The 23,186-nt window shown below is 68.4% G+C and carries 25 protein-coding genes and 1 pseudogene; 6 read left to right on the forward strand and 20 right to left on the reverse strand.

Going from position 1 to position 23,186, the window contains the following annotated elements; genetic code table 11:
- A pseudogene (locus LIU39_RS32215) lies at positions 1 to 117 on the forward strand (IS5/IS1182 family transposase); the annotation flags it as partial.
- Positions 118 to 418: 301 nt separating this feature from the next.
- Here LIU39_RS32215 and LIU39_RS32220 read toward each other — a convergent pair.
- The 12 genes from LIU39_RS32220 to LIU39_RS32275 all read right to left on the reverse strand — a co-directional run bounded on the left by LIU39_RS32220 (position 419) and on the right by LIU39_RS32275 (position 8,745).
- Entirely contained in the window at positions 419 to 1,243 is an 825-nt protein-coding gene (locus LIU39_RS32220; RefSeq protein WP_227050494.1) for a DNA glycosylase family protein, read from the reverse strand.
- Between the two features lie 299 nt (positions 1,244 to 1,542).
- The gene (locus LIU39_RS32225; protein WP_227050495.1) at positions 1,543 to 2,448 is read right to left on the reverse strand and encodes an endonuclease/exonuclease/phosphatase family protein; all 906 of its coding nucleotides are present in this window, start codon (positions 2,446 to 2,448) and stop codon (positions 1,543 to 1,545) included.
- Between the two features lie 95 nt (positions 2,449 to 2,543).
- The gene (locus tag LIU39_RS32230; RefSeq protein ID WP_227050496.1) at positions 2,544 to 2,969 is read right to left on the reverse strand and encodes a DUF6082 family protein; all 426 of its coding nucleotides are present in this window, start codon (positions 2,967 to 2,969) and stop codon (positions 2,544 to 2,546) included.
- Positions 2,970 to 3,117: 148 nt separating this feature from the next.
- Entirely contained in the window at positions 3,118 to 3,372 is a 255-nt protein-coding gene (locus tag LIU39_RS32235; protein ID WP_227050497.1) for a helix-turn-helix domain-containing protein, read from the reverse strand.
- Positions 3,373 to 3,665: 293 nt separating this feature from the next.
- Entirely contained in the window at positions 3,666 to 4,091 is a 426-nt protein-coding gene (locus LIU39_RS35385) for a LuxR C-terminal-related transcriptional regulator (protein WP_227050498.1), read from the reverse strand.
- 259 nt (positions 4,092 to 4,350) lie between these two features.
- On the reverse strand, positions 4,351 to 4,929 hold the full coding sequence (locus tag LIU39_RS32245; protein ID WP_227050499.1) for a hypothetical protein: 579 nt from the start codon (positions 4,927 to 4,929) through the stop codon (positions 4,351 to 4,353).
- 544 nt (positions 4,930 to 5,473) lie between these two features.
- Positions 5,474 to 6,421, reverse strand: coding sequence for a Scr1 family TA system antitoxin-like transcriptional regulator (locus tag LIU39_RS32250; RefSeq protein ID WP_227050500.1), 948 nt, complete (start codon positions 6,419 to 6,421; stop codon positions 5,474 to 5,476).
- Positions 6,422 to 6,569: 148 nt separating this feature from the next.
- Positions 6,570 to 6,776, reverse strand: coding sequence for a DUF5999 family protein (locus LIU39_RS32255; RefSeq protein WP_227050501.1), 207 nt, complete (start codon positions 6,774 to 6,776; stop codon positions 6,570 to 6,572).
- Between the two features lie 35 nt (positions 6,777 to 6,811).
- Complete coding sequence (locus tag LIU39_RS32260) at positions 6,812 to 7,291, reverse strand: helix-turn-helix domain-containing protein (RefSeq protein ID WP_227050502.1); 480 nt, start codon at positions 7,289 to 7,291, stop codon at positions 6,812 to 6,814.
- A gap of 160 nt (positions 7,292 to 7,451) precedes the next feature.
- Positions 7,452 to 7,934, reverse strand: coding sequence for a hypothetical protein (locus LIU39_RS32265; protein WP_227050503.1), 483 nt, complete (start codon positions 7,932 to 7,934; stop codon positions 7,452 to 7,454).
- Positions 7,934 to 8,371: an ATP-binding protein gene (locus LIU39_RS32270; protein ID WP_227050504.1), complete on the reverse strand. Its 438-nt coding sequence runs from the start codon at positions 8,369 to 8,371 to the stop codon at positions 7,934 to 7,936. The genes LIU39_RS32265 and LIU39_RS32270 overlap by 1 nt, the downstream gene beginning before the upstream one ends.
- Complete coding sequence (locus tag LIU39_RS32275; RefSeq protein ID WP_227050505.1) at positions 8,368 to 8,745, reverse strand: recombinase family protein; 378 nt, start codon at positions 8,743 to 8,745, stop codon at positions 8,368 to 8,370. Before LIU39_RS32275 ends, LIU39_RS32270 begins: the two co-directional genes overlap by 4 nt.
- A gap of 451 nt (positions 8,746 to 9,196) precedes the next feature.
- Here LIU39_RS32275 and LIU39_RS32280 point away from each other — a divergent pair, with 451 nt between their 5' ends.
- Both LIU39_RS32280 and LIU39_RS32285 read left to right on the forward strand, forming a co-directional pair.
- On the forward strand, positions 9,197 to 10,573 hold the full coding sequence (locus tag LIU39_RS32280; protein ID WP_505016430.1) for an NsdA family TPR-like regulatory protein: 1,377 nt from the start codon (positions 9,197 to 9,199) through the stop codon (positions 10,571 to 10,573).
- A gap of 32 nt (positions 10,574 to 10,605) precedes the next feature.
- Positions 10,606 to 11,511, forward strand: coding sequence for a phosphotransferase (locus tag LIU39_RS32285; RefSeq protein WP_227050507.1), 906 nt, complete (start codon positions 10,606 to 10,608; stop codon positions 11,509 to 11,511).
- Positions 11,512 to 11,539: 28 nt separating this feature from the next.
- Here the strand turns inward: LIU39_RS32285 and LIU39_RS32290 are convergent, their stop codons facing one another.
- The 8 genes from LIU39_RS32290 to LIU39_RS32325 form a co-directional block, all read right to left on the reverse strand.
- Positions 11,540 to 12,259 (reverse strand): hypothetical protein, encoded by a 720-nt coding sequence (locus LIU39_RS32290; protein WP_227050508.1) that lies wholly within the window; start codon positions 12,257 to 12,259, stop codon positions 11,540 to 11,542.
- Between the two features lie 14 nt (positions 12,260 to 12,273).
- A complete protein-coding gene (locus LIU39_RS32295) occupies positions 12,274 to 12,954 on the reverse strand; it encodes a pentapeptide repeat-containing protein (protein WP_227050509.1) in 681 nt (226 codons plus the stop codon).
- Between the two features lie 64 nt (positions 12,955 to 13,018).
- Positions 13,019 to 13,213, reverse strand: a complete 195-nt coding sequence (gene amcA / locus LIU39_RS32300) for a multiple cyclophane-containing RiPP AmcA (protein WP_227050510.1) — start codon at positions 13,211 to 13,213, stop codon at positions 13,019 to 13,021.
- Entirely contained in the window at positions 13,185 to 14,258 is a 1,074-nt protein-coding gene (locus LIU39_RS32305; protein WP_227050511.1) for a radical SAM protein, read from the reverse strand. Before LIU39_RS32305 ends, amcA begins: the two co-directional genes overlap by 29 nt.
- Before the next feature lie 286 nt (positions 14,259 to 14,544).
- Entirely contained in the window at positions 14,545 to 15,396 is an 852-nt protein-coding gene (locus LIU39_RS32310) for a helix-turn-helix domain-containing protein (protein ID WP_227050512.1), read from the reverse strand.
- A gap of 19 nt (positions 15,397 to 15,415) precedes the next feature.
- Positions 15,416 to 15,940, reverse strand: coding sequence for a DUF6879 family protein (locus LIU39_RS32315; protein ID WP_227050513.1), 525 nt, complete (start codon positions 15,938 to 15,940; stop codon positions 15,416 to 15,418).
- Positions 15,921 to 16,148 (reverse strand): hypothetical protein, encoded by a 228-nt coding sequence (locus LIU39_RS32320; protein ID WP_227050514.1) that lies wholly within the window; start codon positions 16,146 to 16,148, stop codon positions 15,921 to 15,923. Before LIU39_RS32320 ends, LIU39_RS32315 begins: the two co-directional genes overlap by 20 nt.
- A 192-nt stretch (positions 16,149 to 16,340) precedes the next feature.
- Positions 16,341 to 17,534, reverse strand: coding sequence for a methyltransferase domain-containing protein (locus LIU39_RS32325; RefSeq protein WP_227050515.1), 1,194 nt, complete (start codon positions 17,532 to 17,534; stop codon positions 16,341 to 16,343).
- Positions 17,535 to 17,744: 210 nt separating this feature from the next.
- Between LIU39_RS32325 and LIU39_RS32330 the strand changes: the two genes are divergently transcribed.
- The 3 genes from LIU39_RS32330 to LIU39_RS32340 all read left to right on the forward strand — a co-directional run bounded on the left by LIU39_RS32330 (position 17,745) and on the right by LIU39_RS32340 (position 22,735).
- The gene (locus LIU39_RS32330) at positions 17,745 to 20,882 is read left to right on the forward strand and encodes a Tn3 family transposase (protein ID WP_227050516.1); all 3,138 of its coding nucleotides are present in this window, start codon (positions 17,745 to 17,747) and stop codon (positions 20,880 to 20,882) included.
- A 195-nt stretch (positions 20,883 to 21,077) separates the two neighbouring features.
- Positions 21,078 to 21,443 carry a peptidase inhibitor family I36 protein gene (locus LIU39_RS32335; protein ID WP_227050517.1) on the forward strand — a complete coding sequence of 122 codons (366 nt, stop codon included), beginning with the start codon at positions 21,078 to 21,080 and terminating at the stop codon, positions 21,441 to 21,443.
- A 284-nt stretch (positions 21,444 to 21,727) separates the two neighbouring features.
- Positions 21,728 to 22,735 carry a recombinase family protein gene (locus LIU39_RS32340; RefSeq protein WP_227050518.1) on the forward strand — a complete coding sequence of 336 codons (1,008 nt, stop codon included), beginning with the start codon at positions 21,728 to 21,730 and terminating at the stop codon, positions 22,733 to 22,735.
- The last annotated feature ends 451 nt before the right edge of the window (positions 22,736 to 23,186 follow it).

Here is a 23,186-nt window from a genome sequence, read left to right on the forward strand (position 1 = left end):
ATCCACGGCTTCAGACGACTACGGATCCGCTGGGACATCCGAGACGACATCCACGAGGCATTCCTCAAACTCGCCTGCTGCGTGATCACCTACAGACGAGTCCAAGCATTGTGTTAGCTCCTCTAAGGCCCGCTGCGGCCGAGGGACACCTTCGTCTGATTCGCTCATCGTGAACGCCTTCCATTCTCTAGAGACCTGTCTCTGCTTCCAGAGCAGGCGAGTTGCCGTTGCCGAGCCGAACCAGGGAGTCACTGTCTGGCAGCGTTCGCTTGGCGGTCCGGTGGATCAACGAGGTGCGTGAGAGGGCCGATTCGTAGGAGGCACGGTCGGAGCTCGCCGCTGTGGTCGGCTTGCCGGGTAGCCCGTGGCATGGGCTGGCGGGCAGGGTTTCGGGGTGATGACAGCGACATGAGGCCAGTTACTTCTTCGTGGGGAGCAGGGCGTGGGATCCCCAGGTCAGCGTGGTGAGGGTGAGGGTGTGCACGGCTCCGGAGCCGGGGCCGGCCAGTCGCAGCCAGCGCTCTTCGAACTTCTTGTCGCTGTCGGGCCACGGCTCGTGCGGGGCGATGATGTGCGCCCAGCTCCGGACGGCGACGTCGGCGTGCGGGTAGACGGAGTAGTCGCCGGTGAAGTCGGCCGCGGCTGCGGATGCCGACCAGGGCCCGACGCCGTGGATGCTGGTGAGCGCGGTGACCAGTTTGTTGGCTTCCAGGGACGCCCATACCTCGGCGTCGGCGAGGTATGCGGTGGCCGCGGCCTGCAGGGCTTTGCGGTGGAGCTTGGCGCCGGCCGTCACGAACTCCGCGTCGGTCAGCTCCAGGACCCGCTCGGGGCCCGGCACGACGGCTGGATTCCCGTACACGGAGTCGAGCGTGGTGCCGTGCTTCAGGCACCACCGGCGGTAGAGGAAGCGCGCCTGCGGGGGCCGGACCACCCGGCGCAGGATCGCGGCGGTGAGCGCGTCCCACAGCCACGGGTTGGCCAGACGGTGAACAACACCGAGTTTGCGCTGGAGGGGTTCACGGAGCGCGGCGGGCACGCTGGCCGGCAGGTCGGAGGTGTCGGTGGTGATCACCATCGGTTTGCTGTCCTCGGTGCCCGCGACGCATGCGAGGTCCAGGCCGCCGACTCCTGCGCTGGCCCGCCACAGGCCGGCACCGCTGCGTACGAGCCGGATGTGGCTGCCGCCAGCGAGCCAGGCCAGGTGATCGGTCGCCATGACGCTGTTGGTGCCTTGGGACATGGACGTTCCTTGGGTTCTGAGGGGCCCGGACCGTGGGTACGGGCCCCGGCTCTGGAGGAGCGGTCAGGCAGTGAGACGGGCGCGAAGAGGGGGTGCTGGGCCGGTGGTGAAAGCTCATCACCGGCCCAGCCGGTCGGTGATCGACTCCATCTCTGCTGCTGGCCCGGCCCGATACCAAGCAGGTAGTGGCGGGCCGGGCCAGCAGCGCCGGGCACCGGGGGTGTGGTGCCGGTCATGCCTCCCGGGTACCGCGGTGTGCGTGGCGGCGGCCGGAAGAAGCCGGAACTGGCGTCCGTTGGTTAGGCGCCGAGGGCGTCGCGGAGCCGGGCCAGGCTGAACGTGGCGACGACCAGGGCATGATCACTCGCCTCGCGTACGGCTTGGGTGGCGATCACCTCCAGGCTGAGCAGCGCGGGAGCCAACCGCGGCGTCGCGTAGATCCGGTCGATGCGCTGCATCGGGCCTTGATCCGTGCGCCACAGTGAGGCCGTGGGTTCCAGGGCCTGGGGCTGGCCCAGTTTCTGAGCGGCGTACCGGCCCAGCTCCTCGTAGATGGGCGGGTGTCCGTCGCGCCTGCCGGAGAGGATTTCGTCCGGCCGGGTGTCGGACACGCCGTCGATGGTGCGGTGCTGGAAATGCCGGGTGTCCTTGACCTCGCGCCAGTCGGTCGGAGTGACACGCGGGTTCGGCCAGCCCTCGGGGGAGTTCCAATCGCCGCCGACCAGCGCCTCGTCGGCGAGTTTGGTCACGTACCGGGACTCACTCGCGCGGCGGTCAGGGCATGAGGACGACAAGTGGATGCTGCCGAGGGTGAGGTTCCGGGGGGCGCCCTTGAGCCGTACGACCGGGGTGCTGATCGGGTGCGTCATGTCCGTGCCGTGCTCGGGCTCCTTGACGGGGGCGAACGTGAGGGGGTCGACGTAGACGCAGGTGGGGCTGGCGGACTCGTGGGTGGCCTTGGGGAGGAAGGGGATGAACGTCGGTCCCTCACCGCCGAGTACGGCTGCCTCTGCCCACATTCGTTCGGCGCCGTGTGCATGGGCTCGGGTCTTCTCCTGGCGCAGCAGGACGTGGAGCCCGAGGGGCGCCAGCACCTGCATACCCGTGGTCCAGCGGCGATCGTCGCCATTGCGTGCGAGGCCGTCATGGTCCATGTTCCAGGAGCCGACGCGGACCACATCGGGACCGGGCGCGATGTCGTTCAAGGGGTGTTCCTTCCTGGTGGTGTTCGGTGCCGGGGCCGTGCGCCTGCTGGTCGTGCGGCCCCGGCCGGCTGGTTGTCAGCGGCGTGGTGCGCTGATCAGTGCGACGTCGCAGCGTCGTAGGCGCGGGCGAGGAGCGTGTTGGAGCGGGTTTCGGTGCGGTCGGCTTCCTGGGCGCGGTGGCCGGCGTACCGCTCCCAGTACGTGCGCACCATGGGACGCGTCATCAGCTTGTCCGCCACGACCCGAAGGCGCTTGGGCTTCAGCAGGCCCACGCGGTGTTTCGCGGACAGGAGGGAGATCTGCTGGTTGGCCAGGACGACCTTGGCGAACTCGTCCGCTTCCATATCGGCGGGCTTCCAAAGTTCGAGCTGGGCCGGGGAGGCGGCCACCGACATGAGGAACTGCTGGTGCATCTCGGCGTTGGCCATGGTCATCTGCTGGCGGTGCTGCACTACCAGGTGGGCGAGGTGGGCGGCGCCGATGCCGACCGCGGTGGTCGCCAGCAGGTGCGGGAGCTTCATAGGAATTCCTTTCAAAGGGCGGTACGGGGCGGTGTTCGCCGGCGCGCCGGTGGCCGCGGGCGGCGGCTCACCGGGTGCCGGTAGTGGGGCGAGAGCGGCTGTGGTTTGCAGTTGTGGGGCGGCGCCCTGCTCGCGCGGCGCGGGTCTGCTACCGCAGAGGGGCGGCGGGCCGGTCTGGGCGGAATCTGTGGCTCTTCGCCCGTAGGCGTGTGCCGACGCTGACGAGGTCGTTTCGCACGGCGGTGTAGGACCGTCTGCTGTGCCGGGCCACGGCGCGGATGGAGTGGCCGCCGAGGTAGGCCGCGGAGGCCGTTTTGGCGAACCACTGCTGGTCTTCTCCCACGAGCTGCTGGTGCGCGGTGAGCACGGGCACGTCCAGGAGGAGCTGCGGGTCGGGGCGCATGGCGTCCTTCACAGTTCGGGTGGCGGGCGGCCGGCCGGATCGGAGAGGGGGTCAGCCCAGGCGTCCTGTCACGCGGATAGGCCCGGGGTGGTGGAGGGGAGTTGGGGTGCTGTGAGGGCGGGACGGGGGCTTCGTCGCGGCGCCGTGCGGGTGCGCCGGGCTCTGGACGGAAGCGTGGCCCAGAACGGCGAGGCAGGCGACGAACAGCACCACCGCCAGCACCGGGGACTTCTTCTCCTCCGGGCCTGGAATGCCCTCTCCGTCAGTGACGAATAGCGCGATCGGTTTGAGGCTCATGTGAGGTAGCCCCAGCAGCAGCCGAGGTGGACGGCGTGCAGCATGTTCTCGGCTTCCATACGCCGCAACAGCCGCGCTCGCCTCGCCTGGACTACGGCGATGGAGAGCTGAAGTTCCGCGGCGATGTCGCTGATGCTGGCGCCATCGGCGGCCAGACGCAGGTGGGATACGTCGTCCTCGTGGACGTTGCGCCGGGGGCCGGCGCCTTTGGAGTTCATGTGGCCGTGCCTGTGGGCGGCGAGCACGAGGGTGGCCCTGTCACGCACCTGGTAGCGCTCGCACAGGCGCTGCACGCGTCCTTCCAACGCCTTCTGAGATATTCCGAGGTCGATACTGATCTCCACAGGGGAACGGCCCAGCGCCAGGCTGTGGACGATCCCGATGTGTCGAGGTACCTGCTTCTCGGGTGGGTTGGTCTCCACTGGTAACTCCTGTTGCTGTTGGGTCAGAAGGGGATCGGTTGGGGTCACCACGGGACACTCCCGACGACCGGCTTGCGGGCGGCGCCGGCGTACGAGGCGGCCCACATCCCGCGCCAGACGGTGGGCTTCACCAATAGGCGGGGACCGGCGCCAGCCGCCGAGGAGGCCGAGGACCTGCGGTCGGGTTCCGGCGGGCGCTTCGCCGTGTACATCTGCGGTGCGGCTGGTGGGCGGATAGGGGCGAGTGCTTTCTCCTGGGTCAGTTGCTGGGCTGCTGCCGCGCACGCTTCAGCGCCTTGGTAAGCCGGCGTGCGGTGTCAAAGGTCAGGGGGAGCACGTCGAGGGTGGGATCGTCGTCGCACGTGCGGCAGTACAGATGCAGGTCACCGACAATGCGATGGCCGATCGCGTTCACGCTCGCGTCTGCGAGGCGTTGGCACGCGATCTCGGCCCCCGGGGCGTCGGGGCATGGATCCAGGCCGGGCTGCGGCGGGGCGCCCAGGGCAAGGGCCAAGGCATCCACCTGCGGGATAGTGATCTTGCCGAGGACGAAGCGCCCTTCGAGCACACCGGGGTCGATCTCGATGCCATGCTCGTGCAGGGCCTCGCGCAGCGCTTCCGCCACCCGGTAATACCGCTCCACGCCCTGTTGAATCACGTGCGCGAGGTTCTGCGCGTCGTACCTGTCAAGGCTCAGCGTGATGGTGCCGTCAGGGCTACGTGTAGTGCGTACTTTGAACCCGGCGGCGGCCAGCTCCTGATCCAAGGCGTCAGCGGCTGTGCCCGAATCCACGATGGTGGGCTGGGGCTGTGGATCGGCGGTGGGCCTCTTCGGCATCGGAACTCCGGTCCGTTCAGAGGGTGATGAGGAAGGCAGGGCGCGGCTGAAGCAGCGCCAGGTCCGGGCGTTGGGGGGGCGTCCTGGAGGCTGCTTTCGTGGTCGGGCTTCGGAGCCCTGCCGCGAGGGCGGCTGTGGATGCTTCGCTCTCGGAGCCGCTGGCGTACCGTGGAATCGCTCATTCCGTACCGGTGCCCGAGTTCTGCGTAGGTGGCGCCTTCCGCGTACAGCGTGTCTGCCTCGCGCGGCAGTTCCTTGCGCCGGGATTGAGCAGGGCGGGACGGCTCGCCCCATTCCCGGAGCTGGAGTCGGATCCGCTCCGTCGAGGCGTGCAGTTCACTGGCCATCGCGCCGAACGTCGCGCCCTGGCGGTACATCGTGATGGCGTCGTCCTTGCGGCGCAGCAGGATCGCGCTCGCGTCGTCGGCGTGGGCGGCGCGCTCGCGGTACAGCCGGCCGACTTCTGCGTAGTCGCGCCGGCGCCCTGCCTGGGCCTCCTTCTTCCGCAAGGTGGTGCAGAGGTCGCACGTGCTGGAGTTGTATTTCACCGGCCCGCCTCCGCGGCGGTGCCGGCCGTCTGGTCCTCGAACTTCTGGGCGGCGGTACGGATCTGGTGCAGGCTCTCGTCCTCGGACAGTGCGGCGGCCTCCACCGTGTCGAGGACGGCGGCGCGCAGGCCCCCGGCGTCCGGGCCGGTGCAGTACGTCACCCGGATGGCCTCCATGGCGTACAGGAGCTGCCCGTAGACGGCCATCTCGCTGATCTGGCCCCACTCCCACACGGGCGGGCCACCGTTCGGCACGATCCGCAGTCGGGCACCCTGAACCTCGAGATCGAGGAGATGGCGCAGTTGTTCCGCCATCACCACCGGTCCCCCGATGGGGCGTTCGAGGATCATGTAGTCGAGCAGTGCTGTCACACGCTCGGCGTGCTCCGGGGGCAGGGCCCGGTTGTGGTCGGCGATCTCGGGGTCCATCCACAGCAGCGCGGCGTTGTATGCCGGGGTCTGGAGGATGCGGGGGACGCACGTCACGTCGTACCAGCGGATGGCGGTGGCCACACGCTCGCAGGCCGCCAGCCGCTCGTACCAGCCCGGACCGGCGTCGTGCACCGTGTCGACGCTCCACTCGGCGTCCTCGTGGCCCAGCAGATGCAGCACGGCGCGCGCCTCCTCAGCGCCTACGCCGTACCTGTTCAACAGCAACTGGCGGATGACGGCCGGCTCCAGCGGGTATGTCCCTCGCTCCATCCGGGACACCGTCGAGATGGAGATGGCCGGTTCGCGGTGCGCTCGGGCAGCAGAGCCGTCGGGGTCGAGGAGTGCGGCCGGACGCGTGGGCGGGCTCGCAGCGTGCGGTGGCGTGCCTGCCAGAAGTTTGGGGACGTCTTTGAGCAGCTGCCCGCGGCGCCTGCGGGCGTTGCGCAGCGCGACGGTGGCGACGAGCCGTCCTGGGGGCGGGGCACCGTCCAGTGGCGGGGCGGGATGAGGCATACAGACGTTCTCCTGTAATTCGGTTACGGGGCGTAGTGGATGGTGCAGCGGGCGATGAGCCGGAGTTGCTTCCCAGGGCCCGATCGGGCACACAGCTCGCGGGCGACGCGTGCTTCTTCCCTGCTCGGGACAAGCGTGCTGACGGTGGTCACGCGGCGCCTCCCGCCAGCAGCCTTGTCGGGGCACCTGGGGCGATGACCTGGCCGCTCGACAGAAGCTCACCGGCCTCGTCGTCGAACTGGACTACGCCGTTGCACAACCTGGTCCACCCCTGTTCCGGGTGGCGCGCCACGGAGCGCGCGGCGTCCCTGTCGGGGGCGTCGGCGGATGGGCAAGGGGGCTCGTGGACACACATGGCGGAGGCGGGATCCTCTCGGGTGAACGGGCGGGTTACGCCGCGGTGCGGTGGCCAGGCGGGAGGGCGGCGTGCGGCCGTGGCCTGCGTCGGGCGAGGAGACGGAGTTGCCATGTGCGGGTGATGAGGTGAGCCGCGTTCCGTGCCCCGAGTGCGGCGCACAGTGCGTTGAGGTCCGCTTCCACGGTGGCGATCGGGATGCCGGACCGGTGCGCGATCTCCCTGGGGCTCGTCCCCCGGGCGGTCAGCTCAAGCAAGGTGATCTGCCAAGAGGCGAGGTGGTGGTGCAGGGCGGCTCGTGCCGACGAGTCCCGGAGGATGCCGCACAGGTAGGCGCGGTAGACGACCGCGGCGTCTGTCAGGTCGCGCGACCCGAACTTCCCCTTCGCGAGCCGCAGATACCCCTGGACGGTGACCACCCTCATCGCGTGCTGGCGCGCGATCGTTTCCAGGGGGAGCCCGTGGGCCGTTCCCACAAGGACGGCTTTCTCCGGCCTGGTCAGGTGAACCGCCATAGTCGTATCCCTTGGTGAATAGGCGAGTTGGTGTGGAATGCCGTGGTGCTGGCGGCCCTTCGCCGAGCGGCACGGCCCTCTCGGGGAGGGGTGCGGGGCGGCCGGCCCGGCGAAGGGCGCACGGGGCCCGGGGCGAGTGCCCGGGGGTTGGGCGGTGGTGTCAGGGGTCGTCGCCCATCAGGTCGAGGATCGTCATGATGGCGAGGGCCCAGCGGCGCAGGTGCACAACGGTCTGCGCCGGATCTGGGCGTTCGTCGCGCAGGTCGAGTAGCAGTTGCACCTCGCGGACCGGGTACGGCGTGATGCGGTGCGGCACGACGTACAGCAACTGCTTCGTTGCCCGGCCGAACCGGTCGACGATCCGCGCGATGTCGGCCGGTGGCGGGGCCGCCGTGTTCCGTGGCTTCGGCCGTCGGCGCGCTACAGGCAGCGCGAGGCGGGCAAGGCGGGCGGGGAGACCGTTGTCCGAGGGGGCCGATTGATCGGAGACGACCTCGTGCAGCGTGTCGTAGAGGTCGTCTCCGAACCCGTCGCGTGCCAGCGAGCGCCCCAGGGCAGGCACGAGCCGGCACAGTGTCTCGTTCTCCGTGGAGACCGGCCGGCTCAGCAGCTCGGCGGCGACTGCCTGGTCGATGGCGGCCATCACGCCCCCTCTTCAGCGTCGTCGAAGTCGAGGAGGGCCCACGTCACCGTGCCGTTGTTGGATGTACCCCAGGCGTGGGTCAGGGCTTCGACGATGAACAGCCCCCGGCCCGACACGTCACCGTCGCCCGCGACGCGCAGCGCCGCCGGCACCGGCCGCGCGTCCGTTACTTCGACGCGCACCCTGCCGTCGATGTGCGCCACTCGTAACGTGATGGGGCCGCGGCCATGTTGGATGCCGTTGGCGACCAGCTCGGACACCACCAGCACGACGTCATCGATCCGCACCGCGTCCTGGACACCCCACGCTCGTAAATGGGCCGCGGTCGTCCGGCGCATCTCGCCGATGCGGGACGCGTCGGCGAGGAAGCACCTCTCGAAAGAGCGGATCATCGCCGAACCGGCGCCCGTCGGCACAAGGGCAGCAGCAGGGGTCATCGGGACGCACCGCCGACGATCGGCGACGCCAAAGGAGCCCAGGTGTAGAGGACCTGCACACCGTGCCGCCCAAGATGCTCCAGCTCCGGGTCGCGCATCGCGCGGACCGGGCTCAAGGCGGTCGGCCAGCGCACGATCACCACGCCGATCTCACCGCGCTCCGCCATCTCACGGACCCGCACCCAACCGGGCCGCTTCGACGGGACCGGCTCGCCGTACAGGTCGGTCACCGTGTCCACGATCCGCAGACCTTTGTCGAGCGCGAACTCGCGGCCCTCCCCGGCGGCACGGTCGGCCCCGACCGTGCTGGACCGGTCTGTGGTTGCGCAGATGTACAGCACCGCCGGAACGCGGCTGCTCTTCTCAGTGATCATCGTGGCCTCTTCATCCGTCTCGGTGCCGGGAACTGCACGGCGGTGAGGAGCACAGCTCCGATGGGCGGCGCCGAGGTTGGTGAGGGGATCGGTGTCGCCCGCGTAGAAGTAGGTGCGGGGTCGTACTCCCCTGTGGGCGGGAGTCTTCGGCTGCCCCGAGCGCACCTCCAGCGCGGCGGCCGTCCCGGCGCAAGCTGGGGCGGTGTTCGCAAAGGGAACAGCCAGGCACTTGGGCGGAGCGAGCATCGCGATTCCTCCCATCGGGCCGTCAGCCGAATCTGCGGATCGTCAGGATCCGTGCGAACAATCGTGGCTAGGCTGGTGCGTGCCCTCAACCAACGCCTGCGTTGGATGCAACGCAGGCCCCGCCTTGCCCTGGAGCTGCGGAGGTTAATCCAACGGAACCGTTGGAATTGGGGATGTGCTATAGCTTTTGCGGGGAGGAGCTGTGATGGTTACTGGACCAAACACACACGGAGCTTCATGCGTACGCCGCATTCGAGCCCAGGCAGATTCCTTGAAGTGGTCTCTGCCGCAAACTGCGGTCGCAATCCACGAGTGCTGCTCCGTAAGCCGACTGCGAGCCCACCGACTCGTACGCGGCTTGACGCTCGGGCAGGCAGCCGAGACCTTAAGGGGACTTGAAGGAAGTCGTGTCACAAGTTTGTCAGCAGCCGCTGAGCAGCTGCGGCAGTGGGAGACAAAGGTACGGTCGCCTAAGACGCCGGCAATAGCTATGTTGTGTCAGCTCTACGATAGCGATCCGTACGAACTGGGCTTGATGCCCGTTCAAGAAGGCACCATGCTGCCGGTAGCTAAACCTGCTGGAACCGTCACGATCAAACCGGGCCGGCAAGGCAGCGATCATTTCACTGATTTGATCGATGCCACGCGGCGTTCTGTTGATCGAAGCCTGGGTGCCGGGAGCATCAGCATGGGGCAGTTGGACTTGTTGGAGGAGAGGGTCCTGCTGGACCGAACCGAATACGTTCACCGTCCGCCGGTCTCGATGCTTGAGCAACTTCTCTACGATCTGAAGGAAGTGGAGGCATTCTCTCAGGAACGGCAGCCAGCCTCCGTACAGGTAAAGCTGGCCGAATTGACGACCGTACTCGCCACCCTGATTGCTGACTCGCTGATGAAGTTGGGGGACCTGCACCGGTCGCGCACTTGGTACAGCACGGCCCGGCATGCGTCCGACGAGAGCGGCAACCGAGACCTTCAGGCTCGTGTGAGGGCACAGGCCGCTATGTTGCCTTACTACTACGGTCCGTTGGAGTCGGCTGTCTCGCTTGCTCGTGATGCACGGATAATGACTCGGAGCAAGCCCTCACCAACCGCGGTATTCGCTGCGGTAGCGGAGGCCCGCGCTCTGGCGCAGCAAGGGAACAGGGCGGGCGCAGACGAGCGTGTACGCGAAGCGCAAGTCCTCTTCGATCGGCTGCCGGCTGATGCGAACGAGGATGCCTTCGCATTCCCGCGGCGCCGGTTCCTGCTTTACCTCAGTGGAGTTTTCACGGCCATGGGGCGCACCTCGCAGGCGCGCCGTGTGCAGGAAGAGGCGCTTGCCCTGTACCCCTCGCACACCGGCATCGACCCCGCGCTGCTGCATCTGGAGGCTGCCCTGTGCCTGGCGCACGACCGCAGCGCCACGGAGGCATGCCAGCTGGCATCAACAACTTACATGCGCGTACCAGAAGCGCACCGCACACCCATCCTCGGGGCAAGAGCCCGGCGCGTCATCGACCAGCTGCCGGGCGCGAACGCATCGACGCCTGCTGCCAAAGATCTCCGTGAACTCTTGGAGCTGCCAGCAGCCCTCACGTGACAGTTGTGCTGCTCATCAGTCACGCTGCGGCTATGACTGCACTTGCACCGCTGCACGGCGGGTTCGAGAACGCCGAACTGCAGCACGTCCTCGACCGGGCCTGCTCCGCTGTCGACCTGGACCCGACAGGCGCCCAGCTCTTGCGTGGCCACACGAACGCTGTGGTCCTTCTGGCGTCCGCCCCGATTGTCGTCAAGATCGCCCGACGGGGCACCGATTTCGCGGAAGTGCAGCGCACGGCCGCTTATGTGAAGTGGCTCATGAAGCGTGGATTCCCCACAGTCCCCCTACACCCAATCGAGCAGCCGATCGATATCTTCGGTCACGCCGTGACCTATTGGACTTATCTCCCGCAGCCGTCGCGCCTCATCACTGCGGCCGAAATCGCCAAGCCCCTGCATGAACTTCATTCCCTGCCGCTCCCGCCGTTCGCAATGCCTGAATTGGATAACGTGACGGCCATTCGGGCGTCCATAGACAGCATCGTCGCTCTGTCGGAAGCTACTAAGCGTTTCCTTATTCATCGCGTAGACCGGCTGGAGCAAGACCTCGGTGAGGTTGAGTACGCCCTCGCAGCCTCTGTAGTGCAAGGTGACCCCCAGCACCGAAATGCTTTGCTCGATGACGTTCACGGTGCAGTTTTGTGTGACTGGGACACTGTGGCTGTAGGGCAGCCTGAGTGGGATTTGGTGACCCTCGAAATTCATTGCAGGCGTTTCGGTTACAAAGAAAGCCATTATCGAGAATTTTCCACAGTGTATGGCTTTGACGTTACGGCCTGGTCTGGATATTCGGTGCTTATGGAGATTCGAGAACTGCGTATGATTACAACGAATGCTCGAAAAATCCCGCAGGCACCGGCAAGTGAAGGCGAGGTTATGCAACGAATTGAGGGTCTGTGTGATGGCGATGTGTCACGCCGATGGAATATCCTGTGAAATCAGGACTCCTGATTTGGTGTCCCTGTCAGATCAGTGACGGGAGGGCACTGGCGGGCCAGTGTCCGAGCCAGAAGACGGCGCTGGAGCGTTCGTTCTGGTGCTCGGTGGAGCCGTCGTGGGGAAGGTATTCGGTCGGGGCGATGTAGCCGTCGCCGGGGTCGAGGCGGATGCGGATGCAGGGCAGTTGGCGGCCGGCGGTGATGAAGGCGCGGAGATCGTCGGTGTGTGGGTAGCGGCTGGTGTAGCCGTGGGGATGGACGGCGCGGCAGAGGGCTTTTGCGTTCGTCAGGCACAGGATGAGGTAGCGGGTGCCGGGGCCGAGGTTGAGGCACAGTCGTCGTCGGCCGGTGTCCTTGGCGTCGTAGGGCAGCCGGTCCCAGTTGTCCAGGTGCAGGCCGAGGAGTTGACCGTTCGCGGGGTTGCCGGTGGTGGTCAGGGATCCAGGCTTGCTGTGGGCCTGGCCGAGGTAGGTGGTGTCCGAGCCGCCCAGCTCGGCCCCGTAGTCCGGCAGTGCGTCGGGGCCGGCGGGTGGGGGCGGCTTCACGATTTCCACGAGTGTCCTGCTCGCGCTGCCGGGCTCGGCCGCCAGCTGCCTGCCGATGGCTGCGGGCAGGGGACGCCACCCGCGGGAAGGGACGGCCGCCTGCTTTTCGTATCGCGGTTCGCGGCACGTCGTGCGGACGTTGGCTATCTGGCAGCGGGCTTGTAAGGCGGCAAGGTCGGTGAGGGCGATGTTCAGCGGCATGGCGCCTCCGGGTGTCAGTCGATGCCGTCGCCGTAGGTGACCGCGAGTTCGGTCAGCAGGGCCTGGGTCAGTTGCGGCTGCTGGCCGCGGTTGATGGTGATCCCTTTGAGGTGGGTGATCCCGCGCACCGTGGAGAGGTCGGTGTCGCGCAGGTCCAGATCGTGGTAGCGGCCGGCGCGGAACTCGGTCTCGCGCAGGGAGCATTCGCGGATGACGGTGTCGCTGAGGTCGCAGCCGGTGAAGGACGCCTCGGCCAGGGAACAGCCGGTGAAGACGACGGGACCTGCCGCTCGGATCCGGGAGAAGGCGGTGTAGTCGAGTTTGCAGTTCTCGAACAGCACGTCGTCCAGGGCCAGGCCATCGAGGTCGGCGCCCATGATCTTGCAGTTGCGGAACACGGCACGGCTCAGCTTGCTCTCGCTCCACTGGACGGAGCCGAGGTCGCAGCTGTCGAACTCCACAGCGTGGAGGTTCACGGACTGCAGCTGGACGCGGGAGGCGCGCAGGCTGGTGATACGGCCGGTGATCAGCTGGGTGTCGGCGAGGTCGAGGGCACGCAGGCCGGCATCGGTGTACTGGAAGTCCTGGACGTGGCCGCGGCCCGACTCCAGGCTCGTCACGTTGGACAGGTACAAGCCGGGCTCGTCCAGCGCGGGCAGGGTGAGCTGAAGGCGGCCGAAGGTACGGGTCTGCACGCGTAGGTCTCCAATGGTGGTGGGCGGGCGGGCCGCGCAGGTGCGGCCCGCCCGGCGACGCTGCTTAGCGTTTCTTGTTCCAGTTGTCCCAGGTGGGACGGTTGTCGAAGGTCGACGTGGTGTTGTCCCAGGTCGACCGGTTGTCGAACTCGGAGTCGAGCCCGAGATGGGGGTGGGCTGGGGTCAGGTCGATCAGCACCCGGAGGGCGTCGGCCGAGGCGTATATGCGGTCAGTGGCTGTGGGCGAAGGTATCGGCATGGCGGGTGACTCCTTCGAATAGAGCGATCTTCGAGGCGGTGCAGTAGCGGGTGCGGGTACCGTCCATCCGCCCGTCGTGCTCGAAGTAGCGGTTGGCGGGGTGGGCGCCGCCGCAGAAGGCGACGTACGGGCAGGTGGCCCGGCAGGCGTCGATGCCGCGCCAGAACTCCGCCAGCCACGGGGTGCGTTCCTCGGCCTGCTCCAGCAGCACGGCCAGGCCGGTGTCCAGGACGTTGCCGGTGGTGAAGTCCCCGAGCCGTGTGTCGTGGAAGCCGGCCAGCTCGGGGGAGAGGAGGACCACGCCTCCGTCGTAGGCGACGGTGGGCAGTGGATCCCACACCTGCTCCGCCGGCAGTGGGGCAGTACCGCCATCCAGCACGGTGCGGGCGAACCCGAGCACACGGCTGATCTCCCGCACTTCCAGTACAGGGTGGGCGCGCCACGCGCAGGTGAGGGCTTCCCAGAATTCCGTCGCCCGTGCCGGCGGGCTGCCGGCGGTGGTGTTGACGCCTTCGTGCTCTTCGATGTTGACCCCCAGCGAGCGGCAGCCGAGCCCCACGAAGAAGTCGTAGAACTCCTGCGCGCTGGCCGGGTCGGGGTCGGAGACGACGGCGATGGCGGAGTACGGGATGCCGTGGCGTCGCAGCCGTTCGACGCCCCGCATGATCAGCCGGAACGCGGGATGCCCGGCGCGGGTGACGCGGTGGGTGTTCATGGACGGAGGGCCGTCGATGCTGATGCCCACACCGACGTCCCGTTCCTTGAGGAAGGCGCACCAGGCGTCGTCGAGGAGAACGGCGTTGGTCTGCACCGTGTGCTTGGCGCCTTGGAAGGGGGCCATGAGCGCCGCCAGGTGATCGCGGCCGGCGGCCAGGGGTTCGCCGCCGTGCCATACGACCTCGAACCGGGAGTCGGCTGCTGCCCAGACGTTGACCGCTGCCGCGACAGTGTCTGCCACGGCCTGCGGCATGAGGTGCCGGAGCTTTCGGAAGGGCAGGTAGCAGTAGGTGCAGTCCAGCGGCTGGCACTGTGTGGTCGGTTGCATGATCACGGAGCAGGGCACCGCCGCGAGCCGGCTCACCGGCGGTCCTGGAACCCGTGCACCGTGAGAGCGCGTGCGGCAGCACAGTCACCCGGGCCGGCGAAGCCGCTGCCGTGAAGGGCCGCAATCGGTGTCGGGGAGATGCTCACGGCCGTCGTGTCGGTGCAGCGGGGAGAGTTCTTGGGGATGGTCACGCGTCACCACCGGTTCGTCGTGTCCGTCAGAGGTGAGGACAGCATCGGCAATCCGGCGGCCGGGTCTCAACAAATTGCCACGTGCTTGCACGGATTCATTCCAGGGCGTCGACGGCCTCGGTGATCAGTGCGCGAGCGGCTTTGCCGTAGCAGGCGAGGTCGGCGAGGTCAGCGAACATGCGGCTGTACATGGCGACTTCGCTGGGCTGCTTGATGGTGACCTGCGCGGTGGCCAGCTCGATGATGACCCGGTCGTCATCGAAGATCCAGAATCCCTCCAGCGGCCACATGGTGCGGTCCGCTGTCATGGGGATGATGCCGAGGCTGACCTGCTGGAGGACGGAGACGGTCAGGAGGTGGCCGAGCTGAGGCGCCATGACCTCCGCGTCCCCGAACCGGGCGCGCAGCGCGGCCTCTTCCAGCAGGATGCCGAACTGCCGGTTCGCGTCCCGCAGGACCCGCTGGCGGCCCATGCGGACCTCGACGGCGTCCTCGGTGTCGTCCGGGATTCCCCAGTACCGGATGATGCGGCCCATCATCACGCGGGCGTAGTCGGGCGTCTGCAGCAGGCCGGGGATGACCCCGGGCTCGTAGACGCGGAAGTGGCGGGTGCCCTCGTACAGCGGCACGTGCGCTTCCTGAACCGGACGCAGCCCCTCACCCTTGAGGCGCCGCCACTCGACGTACATCTCCTCGATGTTCTGCGCGGAGGCGAGGAGATCGGCCAGTTCCTTCGGCGCCCCGCACAGTTCGGCGTACTGGCCCAGGTCGCCTTCGGAAGGCTGGGTGAGGCCGCGTTCGATGCGGGAGACCTTGGACTCGCTCCATCCGGCACGGGCCGCGAAGGCCCGTGCCGTCTTGAAGCCCCCCGCCTTGCGGATCCGGCACAGCCGGCCGCCCAGGGCAGCACGGGCTTCCTGGACGGCGGAGGAAGGGGACTCTCCCACAGTTCTTGTCGCTACCTCGTCACACGGTCGGCTGGTACTGAGCGTGGGGGACCGCCCGCTCCCACACGGCCTCGAACGCACTCGTGCACAGGCCGAGGACGCTCTCGTCCCGGGTGAGTTCCATCCAGTCGGGGGCCGGCTCGCCGTCGCCGTCGAAGTGCAGGACCAGGACCAGTTCGTTGTCGAACACCCAGAAGTCGTTGCCGGGCAGCGGGATGCCGGTGGCGCGGCGGCGGGGCAGCCAGCGGATGTTCTCGCCGGCCTTCACGTTGGCGTCCGACACGTAGTGCTCGAAGCGGATGTTGTCCGACTCAGGCACGGAGACCACCCGGGCACGACGGATCTCGACGCCGCGGCCGGTGGCGTCGGCCACCCACCGCAGCCAGTCCTGGAAGCCGGCGTCATCACCCACCGGGTCGGTCAGCGCGCCCTGCTTCCAAGCGGCGAACGCCGGGTCGGAGGGCATGTAGCCGTCGCGCATCTCCAGGTGCACGGCCGAGACCTTGGCCGAGGCCAGCAGCTCCTCAAACGTCGGCACCGGCATCCCCTCGCATCTCCTGGAAGAACTGGACCATCCGACGGGGAATCTCCACAACATCCTCGTGTGCGGGAAGGTCGAGCTGGCTCAACCGCTCCTGGTCGGCGACCTTCAGCCCCTGGACCAGATAGGAGTCCTTGGCCTCGTCGAGGTAAATCGTAGGTGAGCCGCCCGACTTGCTCTCTGGGTCCTTGCCGAGCATCCGCAGGGCCATCTGGTCCTCCTCGTTCGAAGCCGACGATCTCTCCTCAGCAGCTTGGCACCGAAGGCACCGTCGACGCACGGAACTTGCACGAGCTTGCACACGGCCCGGCCAGGTGCACGGGAATCTCCGCCACCTTCCTTGTGATCCGTGCGAACGGGCATAGCAGTCGTCCGGGCCCGTCGGCCGGACCGGGAGTTCCTGTCATCCGCGACGAGAGGTTCTCAGTGCCTGCCCGCGTGTGCTTCGCGACGATGCCCGTGGTCGCGGGGAGGCGGCCGGGACTGCGGGTACGGACAGTGGCCAGCTGTCGCCTGGGGCGCGGTGGTTGACCGCGCGAAGCCCGGTCCGGGTGATTTCGAGGCCGAGATCGGGCAGGCCGGGGCTCCCGTGCTTTCGCCAGCGGTCCAGCGCCTCCTCGACCTCGTCCCAGAGGCTGTGCGGGCCCCATTGGTAGACCACGTGCGGGGCCATGGAGAAGACCACCGCTCGGGACGCTTCGGCGTCGTGCAGGCGGACGTGGTCGACCGTGCCCTGCTCGAACAACTCCTCCCGCACGATCTCCTCCATGCGCAGGGGGGACTTCACAAGGCCCACGTATGCGCGGGCACCGTGGCTGCCGGTCAGGAGCACGGGGTCGACGGCGGCGGTGCTGGTGCGCGGCCTCTCCCCGTCGGCGATGCTCAAATGGCCGGCCGGCCGGTGGCCGTAGGCCCAGGGGAAGAAGGCGGGGGAGTGGAAGGTGCCGGCGGCTGACTGGCAGTCGTCGGCAACCGTTAAGGTGATCAGCCCGCATGAACGGAACGGCAGGCTGATCAGCCCTCCGGGACCACTGCGGCCGATCAAGGCCCAGGGAACATCACGCAGGGCGCAGGTGACCAGGATCCGGTCGAACGGGGCACGGCCGGCTGCCTCGCGGAGGCCGTCGGCACGGAGGATCTCGGGGCGGTAGCCCCGTGCGTCAAGGAGTGCACGGTGGATGTCGAGGGTCTGCTGGTTGGTCTCCACGCTGGTGACGTTGTGGTCGCCGGTCATCTCGCAGAGCAGGGCGGTCGTCCATCCGGTGCCGATCTCCAGGACCCGCATGCCAGGGCGCAGACCGAGGTGGGCCAACTGCCGGGCCACGGTACTGGGCTGGATGCCGCATGCGGTCACCCGGCCCGGACCACCGCGGTCGCCGCCGTCGAGCTGCGTGACGACGCTCTCGTCGGAGTGAACGAGGGAGTACCAGCGTGCAGGATGCCTGCACTGATCGATGCGGCGCCAGCGGCGGTCCCGCTGGCCCCAGAGCTGCGGGGGGACGAAATGCCGACGCGGCGCCTTCTCGAACACGGGTCGCCACCGCGGGGCGAGGGCCCCGCTGCCGGCCATCTCGTCGAGCAACTCCTCGTACCTCACCGCGATTCCTCTCCTCACACCGCTGAACACCTGGGATGCGGGCGCTGACGCAGAGAAGGAAGCTATGGGGTAACTACGGCCTCGGGGAACAGCGGTACAGCGGTTAACGCTAAGCCGGTGATCATGGGCTTCTAGCACAGGCGGTCGGCCCGGGAGGGGAGTTCGGCGGAAGATCGCTGACCGGGTGTGGGCGTCGTTAGCTTCGGGTCCATGCCAGTGGAGTTCTTGACCGACGAGCAGGCGGCTTCGTACGGGAAGTTCAACGAGGAGCCGACCCGGCCGGAGCTGGAGCGGTTCTTCTTCCTCGACGACGAGGACCGCAAGCTGATCGCGAAGCGGCGCGGTGACCACAACCGGCTCGGGTTCGCCCTTCAGATGTGCACCGTGCGCTACATCGGCCGGTTCCTCCCTGACGACCCGCTGGACGTTCCGTGGGCGGTGGTGGAGTACCTCGGGGAGCAGCTCGGCATCGAGGACGTCAGTTGCGTGAAGCAGTACACCGAGCGCAAGCCGACGGCGTACGAGCATGCGTGGGAGATCCGGGACGCGTATGAGTACCACGAGTACGACGACGCGGAGTGGGGGCGGAAGTTCCGTACGTTCCTGCACGGCCGGGCGTGGACGCACGCCGAGGGGCCGGTGGCACTGTTCAACCAGGCGGTGGGCTGGCTGCGCCGGCACCGGGTGTTGCTGCCGGGGGTGTCGGTGCTGGCCCGGAAGGTGTCGGAGGTCCGTACGGTCGCGGAGAAGCGGCTGCACGCCACGGTCGCCAGGGCGGCCAGGCGCGCGGACGTGGCGCTGCCCGGGGACCTGGTGGCCACGCTGGTGACGCCGGAGGGTGCCCGGTTCTCGGAGCTGGAGCGGCTGCGGAGGCCGCCGACGCGGACGACGGGCACGGCGTTCGCCCGGTCGCTGGAGCGGGTCGATGAGATCAGCGCGTTCGAGCTGGGCCGGGTGCGGCTGTCGCAGGTCCCGCCGAACCGGCTTGCCGCGCTGGCGCGCTACGGGCTGGGCTCGAAGGCGGCGAGTCTGGAGCGGGCCGAGGAGCCCAAGCGCACCGCGATGCTCACCGCGGTCATGCGGCACCTGGAGGCGAAGGCGATCGATGAGGCGCTGGACCTGTTCCAGGTGTTGATGGCGACCCGGCTGCTCAGCACGGCGAAGCGGGCGACGGAGAAGGATCGGCTGTCGACGCTGCCGCAGCTGGAGAAGGCGTCACGGGTGCTCGCGCGGGCGGCGAAGGTGCTGTTCGAGGAGCTGGAGCTGGTCGAGACGCACGGCACCGACTTGGACGCTGGCGCGCTGTGGGCGGCGGTCGAGGAGGTCGCCCCGCGGGCGGCGGTGATGAGCGCGGCCGCGCTGGTGGTCTCGCTGGTGCCCGAGGACGAGGGCTCCGCGGACGTCGCGATGCGGGCGGCCCTGACCACTCGCTACAACACGGTGCGTCCGTTCCTGGCGCTGCTGGGCGAGTCGAAGGCCCTCCAGGCGGCGCCCCCCGGCGCGCGGGTTCTGGCCGGGGTGCAGCGGCTGCCCGCGCTGGCGCGGCGGCGGGTGAAGGACAAGCCGCTGCTGCCGCGCGAGGTCGACGACAAGCTGGTGCCGGCCGCGTGGCGCAAGGCGGTGTACGCGAACGCCGGTCTGCCGCAGGGGGCGGTGGACCGGGACGCGTACGTGGTGTGCGTGCTGGAGCAGCTGCACCGCGCCCTTCAGCGCCGCGACGTGTTCGCCTCGCCCTCGCACCGCTGGTCCAACCCGAGGGCCCGCCTCCTGGACGGGCCGGAGTGGGAGGCGGTGTGCGAGGACGTGCTGGCCGGGCTGAGCCTGGACATGCCCGTCACCGAGCACCTGGCGGAGCTGGTGCGGGCCCTGGACGCGGGCTGGAAGCAGATGGCCGAGCGCCTTCAGTCGGCCGGCGCCGACGCGAAGGTGTCGCTGGACATCCAGCCGAACGGCCGGGTGAAGCTGAACGTGGCGAAGCTCGGCGCGCTCGGCGAGCCGAAGTCCCTGACCTGGCTGCGCAAGCGCGTCGAGAAGATGCTCCCGAAGATCGACCTGCCGGACCTGCTCTTCGAGGTCCACTCCTGGACCGGGTTCCTCGACGCCTTCGTGCACCTCGGGGACGGCACCACTCGGATGAAGGACCTGACCACCTCGGTCGTCGCGCTGCTGGTGAGCGAGGCATGCAACATCGGCATGACCCCGGTCACCAACCCCGCGCACGAGGCCCTCACCCGCTCCCGCCTGGTCCACGTCGACCAGTTCTACCTCCGGGCCGACACCATCGCCGCAGCGAACGCAGCTCTGATCGAAGCCCAGTCTCAGGTGCCGATCGTGGCCTACTGGGGTGACGGTCTGCTGGCCTCGGTCGACGGGCTCCGGTTCGTGGTCCCGGTGCGGACCATCAGCTCGGCCCCGTCGCCGAAGTACTTCGGCTTCAAGCGCGGCATCACCTGGCTGAACGCCGTCAACGACCAGGTCGCGGGTATCGGGCAGATGGTCGTCCCGGGCACCCCGCGCGACTCCCTGCACATCCTGGACGCACTGCTGAACCTGGACGGCGGGGTGAAGCCGGAGATGGTGGCCACCGACAACGCCTCCTACTCCGACATCGTGTTCGGGATCTTCCGCATCCTGGGCTACAACTTCAGCCCCCGCTTCAAGGACCTGGACGACCAGCGGTTCTGGCGGGCGACGATGCCCGGGATGGAGACGGGGACCTACGGCGTGCTGGCGCCGCTCGCGCGCAACAGGGTCAACCTGAAGAAGATCGAGACGTGGTGGCCGGACATGCTCCGGGTCGCGGGATCCCTGGTCACCAACCAGGTCCGCGCCTACGACCTGCTGCGGATGTTCGGCCGCAAGGGCCACCCCGCCCCGCTGGGACAGGCGTTCGCCGAGTACGGGCGGATCGCCAAGACCGAGCACCTGCTGCGCATGGTCGACCCGGTCGACGACACCTACCGCCGTCAGATGAACCGCCAGCTCACCGTGCAGGAGTCCCGCCACAAGCTCGCGAGGGACGTGTGCCACGGCAAGCGCGGCACCATCCACCAGGCGTACCGGGACGGGATGGAGGACCAGCTCGGCGCGCTCGGCCTGGTCCTCAACGCCATCGTGCTCTGGACGACGAAGTACATCGACGCCGCCGTCGCCCAGCTGAAGGCCGAAGGCCATGAGATCCGGGACGAGGACATTGCCCGGCTCTCCCCGCTCAAGCACCGAAACCTGAACCTGCTCGGCCGCTACAGCTTCACCGCCTCCACCCCGGCCGCCGGCGCCCTGCGCCCGCTGCGTGACCCCGACGCGCCCGAGCTGGACGAGGACGACGACGGGGGCGGGCAGGACTGAGCTTCTTCTGCAACCCTCCATGTCTGCTTCGCCCTTCGGACGGAGCAGTGTGTGCCGGCCGCCTCCTTGTCCGGGTTCATGAAGGCGTGGGGGTGGAGTTGTCCCCCGGGCCGCTTCCTGCCCATCTGGTGATCGTTTGCTCCTGATGGGGCCGGGGTTCTTCCGGCCTGTCAGGAACAAGCGAAGGAAAAGCTGATGAAGCTCATGCGCAAAGCGGGAAGCCTGGCCGTGGTGACTCTGGCCACGGTCGCGATGACGGTCCTGCCGGCGGTGTCCGCGCAGGCCAGGACGCTGCCGGACTGTCCGCAGGTCGCCGGAGTCTGTACCTGGACGCAGGCCGCCTACGAGGGCGAGGGGCAGATCATCTTCAGCGAGGAGCAGGTGATTCAGCCGGCCGTGCGGAGCGTGTCGAACCCGAGCCGCCAGACATGGTGCTTCTACGAGAGGCCGCTCTTCGACGACCAGGGAAGGAAGCGGGAGATCCGCTCGGGCAGGGCCGTGTCGGACCTGGGCTTCAACGCCACCTCCGCCAAGCCGGGCTCCTGCTGGCAGGAGAACTGATCCGGACCGGCCCGACCGTGCCGGGAGCCTGAGAGCCCCAGGGGGCGGTCCGGGAACAAGCAGAGGGGCCCACCGCTGTAGCGGTGGGCCCCTCTGCTCAGGGACGACCCCGCCGGCCCTGCGGCGTAGCCACGGGCGCCGGCCGCCGTGACGGCTCTCATAAACGGTCATCTGTGAGAGTTCTGCGAGAGCCCCCGGAGTGATCACGTTTCCGCAGGTCGCCGCTCGCAAAAGTCCTCTCGAAACCGACGCGTTGTGCGAGGCACTTCTGAGAGACTTCCCGGATGGATCTCACGCCCGATCGGGCCGCATTGGCGGTAGAACGTCACGACTGCCCGAACTGTGACGCGCCCGCCGGCTCCGCCTGCCGCACCCGCGGCGGGAAGACCGCCGCGAAGTACCACACCCCGCGCTTCGTCCTGGTCCCCGCGCTCCGCGAGGAACTGGAGATCCCCGTCCCCGCCGACCGCGCCCCCGGCCGGACGTGGAAGCAGCAACCGGCGCTCGCCGTCGTGCCCGCCCCGCGCACCGAGCGGCCGGTCCGGATCGGGTACGCGAGGACATCGACCGCCCGCCAGGAACTGGCGAGCCAGCTCGAAGCCCTCCACCGGGCGGAGTGCCACAAGGTCTTCAAGGAACAGATCAGCACCCGGGTGAAGATCCGGCCCGAACTGGAGAAGGCCCTTGCCCTGGCCCACCAATTCAAGGAGGCCGCCCCCGAGACCCCGGTCATCCTCACCGTCCACGAGCTGAAGCGCCTGGCCAGGAACGCGGCCGAGCTGATGACGCTGTCCGCCGAGCTCCAGGCCGGCGGCATCCAGCTCGAACTCCTCACCGGGCCGCTCACCGGGATCTACGACCCCAACGGCATGGGAGCAATGTTCTTCGCCGTCCTCGCCGTCGCCGGGCAGATCGAGCGCAACTACATCCGGGAGAAGACCCTCGAAGGCCAGGTCATCGCCGCGTCCAAGGGCAACCACGGCGGACGGCCGAAGGTCATCGACGACGACATGCTCACCTTCGCCGTCGCGCTCAAGGACAAGGGCGTCCCCGTCCCCGACATCGCCAAGAAGCTCACCATCAAGGTCGGGAAGAACGCGGGCAAGTCCCCGTCGGTCGCCTCGCTCTACCGGGCCCTGGCGGAAGCCGAGGCCGCCGCGGCGGACGACGGCCTGCCCCTGCGGCCGAAGCCCGTACGCATCCGCCAGCCCGGAGAGCCGCTCACCGCCGAGGAGATCGAGCTACGCGAACGGCTCCAGTCCCAGCCCCACCCGAACGCCGAGCTGCGGTAGACCTGCTCCCACCTGCACCGAGCCCATAGTCACCGGCTTAGCGTTAACCGCTGTACCGCTGTACCGCTGTACCGCTGTACCGCTGTACCGCTGTACCGCTGTACCGCTGTACCGCTGTACCGCTGTACCGCTGTACCGCTGTACCGCTGTTCCCCGAGGCCGAACTAGCCGCAATAGCCACAAACTTGCACGCCGTTGCACAGGCCCGTCGAGCGTCGCTTCCGGGCTTGGCACGCACCACCGTCAGCAAGTGACATCACCGGCCGACCTGACACGGGACAGAGCCCGGAGCGCCTCGGTGCCGCTCTGCGACGCTGTCGCCGCCCGCCGGGGTGAGCCGCTGTCCGGGCTGCAGGTAGGTAAGGTGTCCGGCATCGCCCGAGACGGGCTCCGGTTCTGCCGCGGTCACAGGCAGCGCGAGCCGCCCCGGCCACCCGCCGGTGAACAGCGC

Source organism: Streptomyces pinistramenti (genome assembly GCF_020564935.1).
Classification (GTDB): Bacteria; Actinomycetota; Actinomycetes; order Streptomycetales; family Streptomycetaceae; genus Streptomyces; species Streptomyces pinistramenti.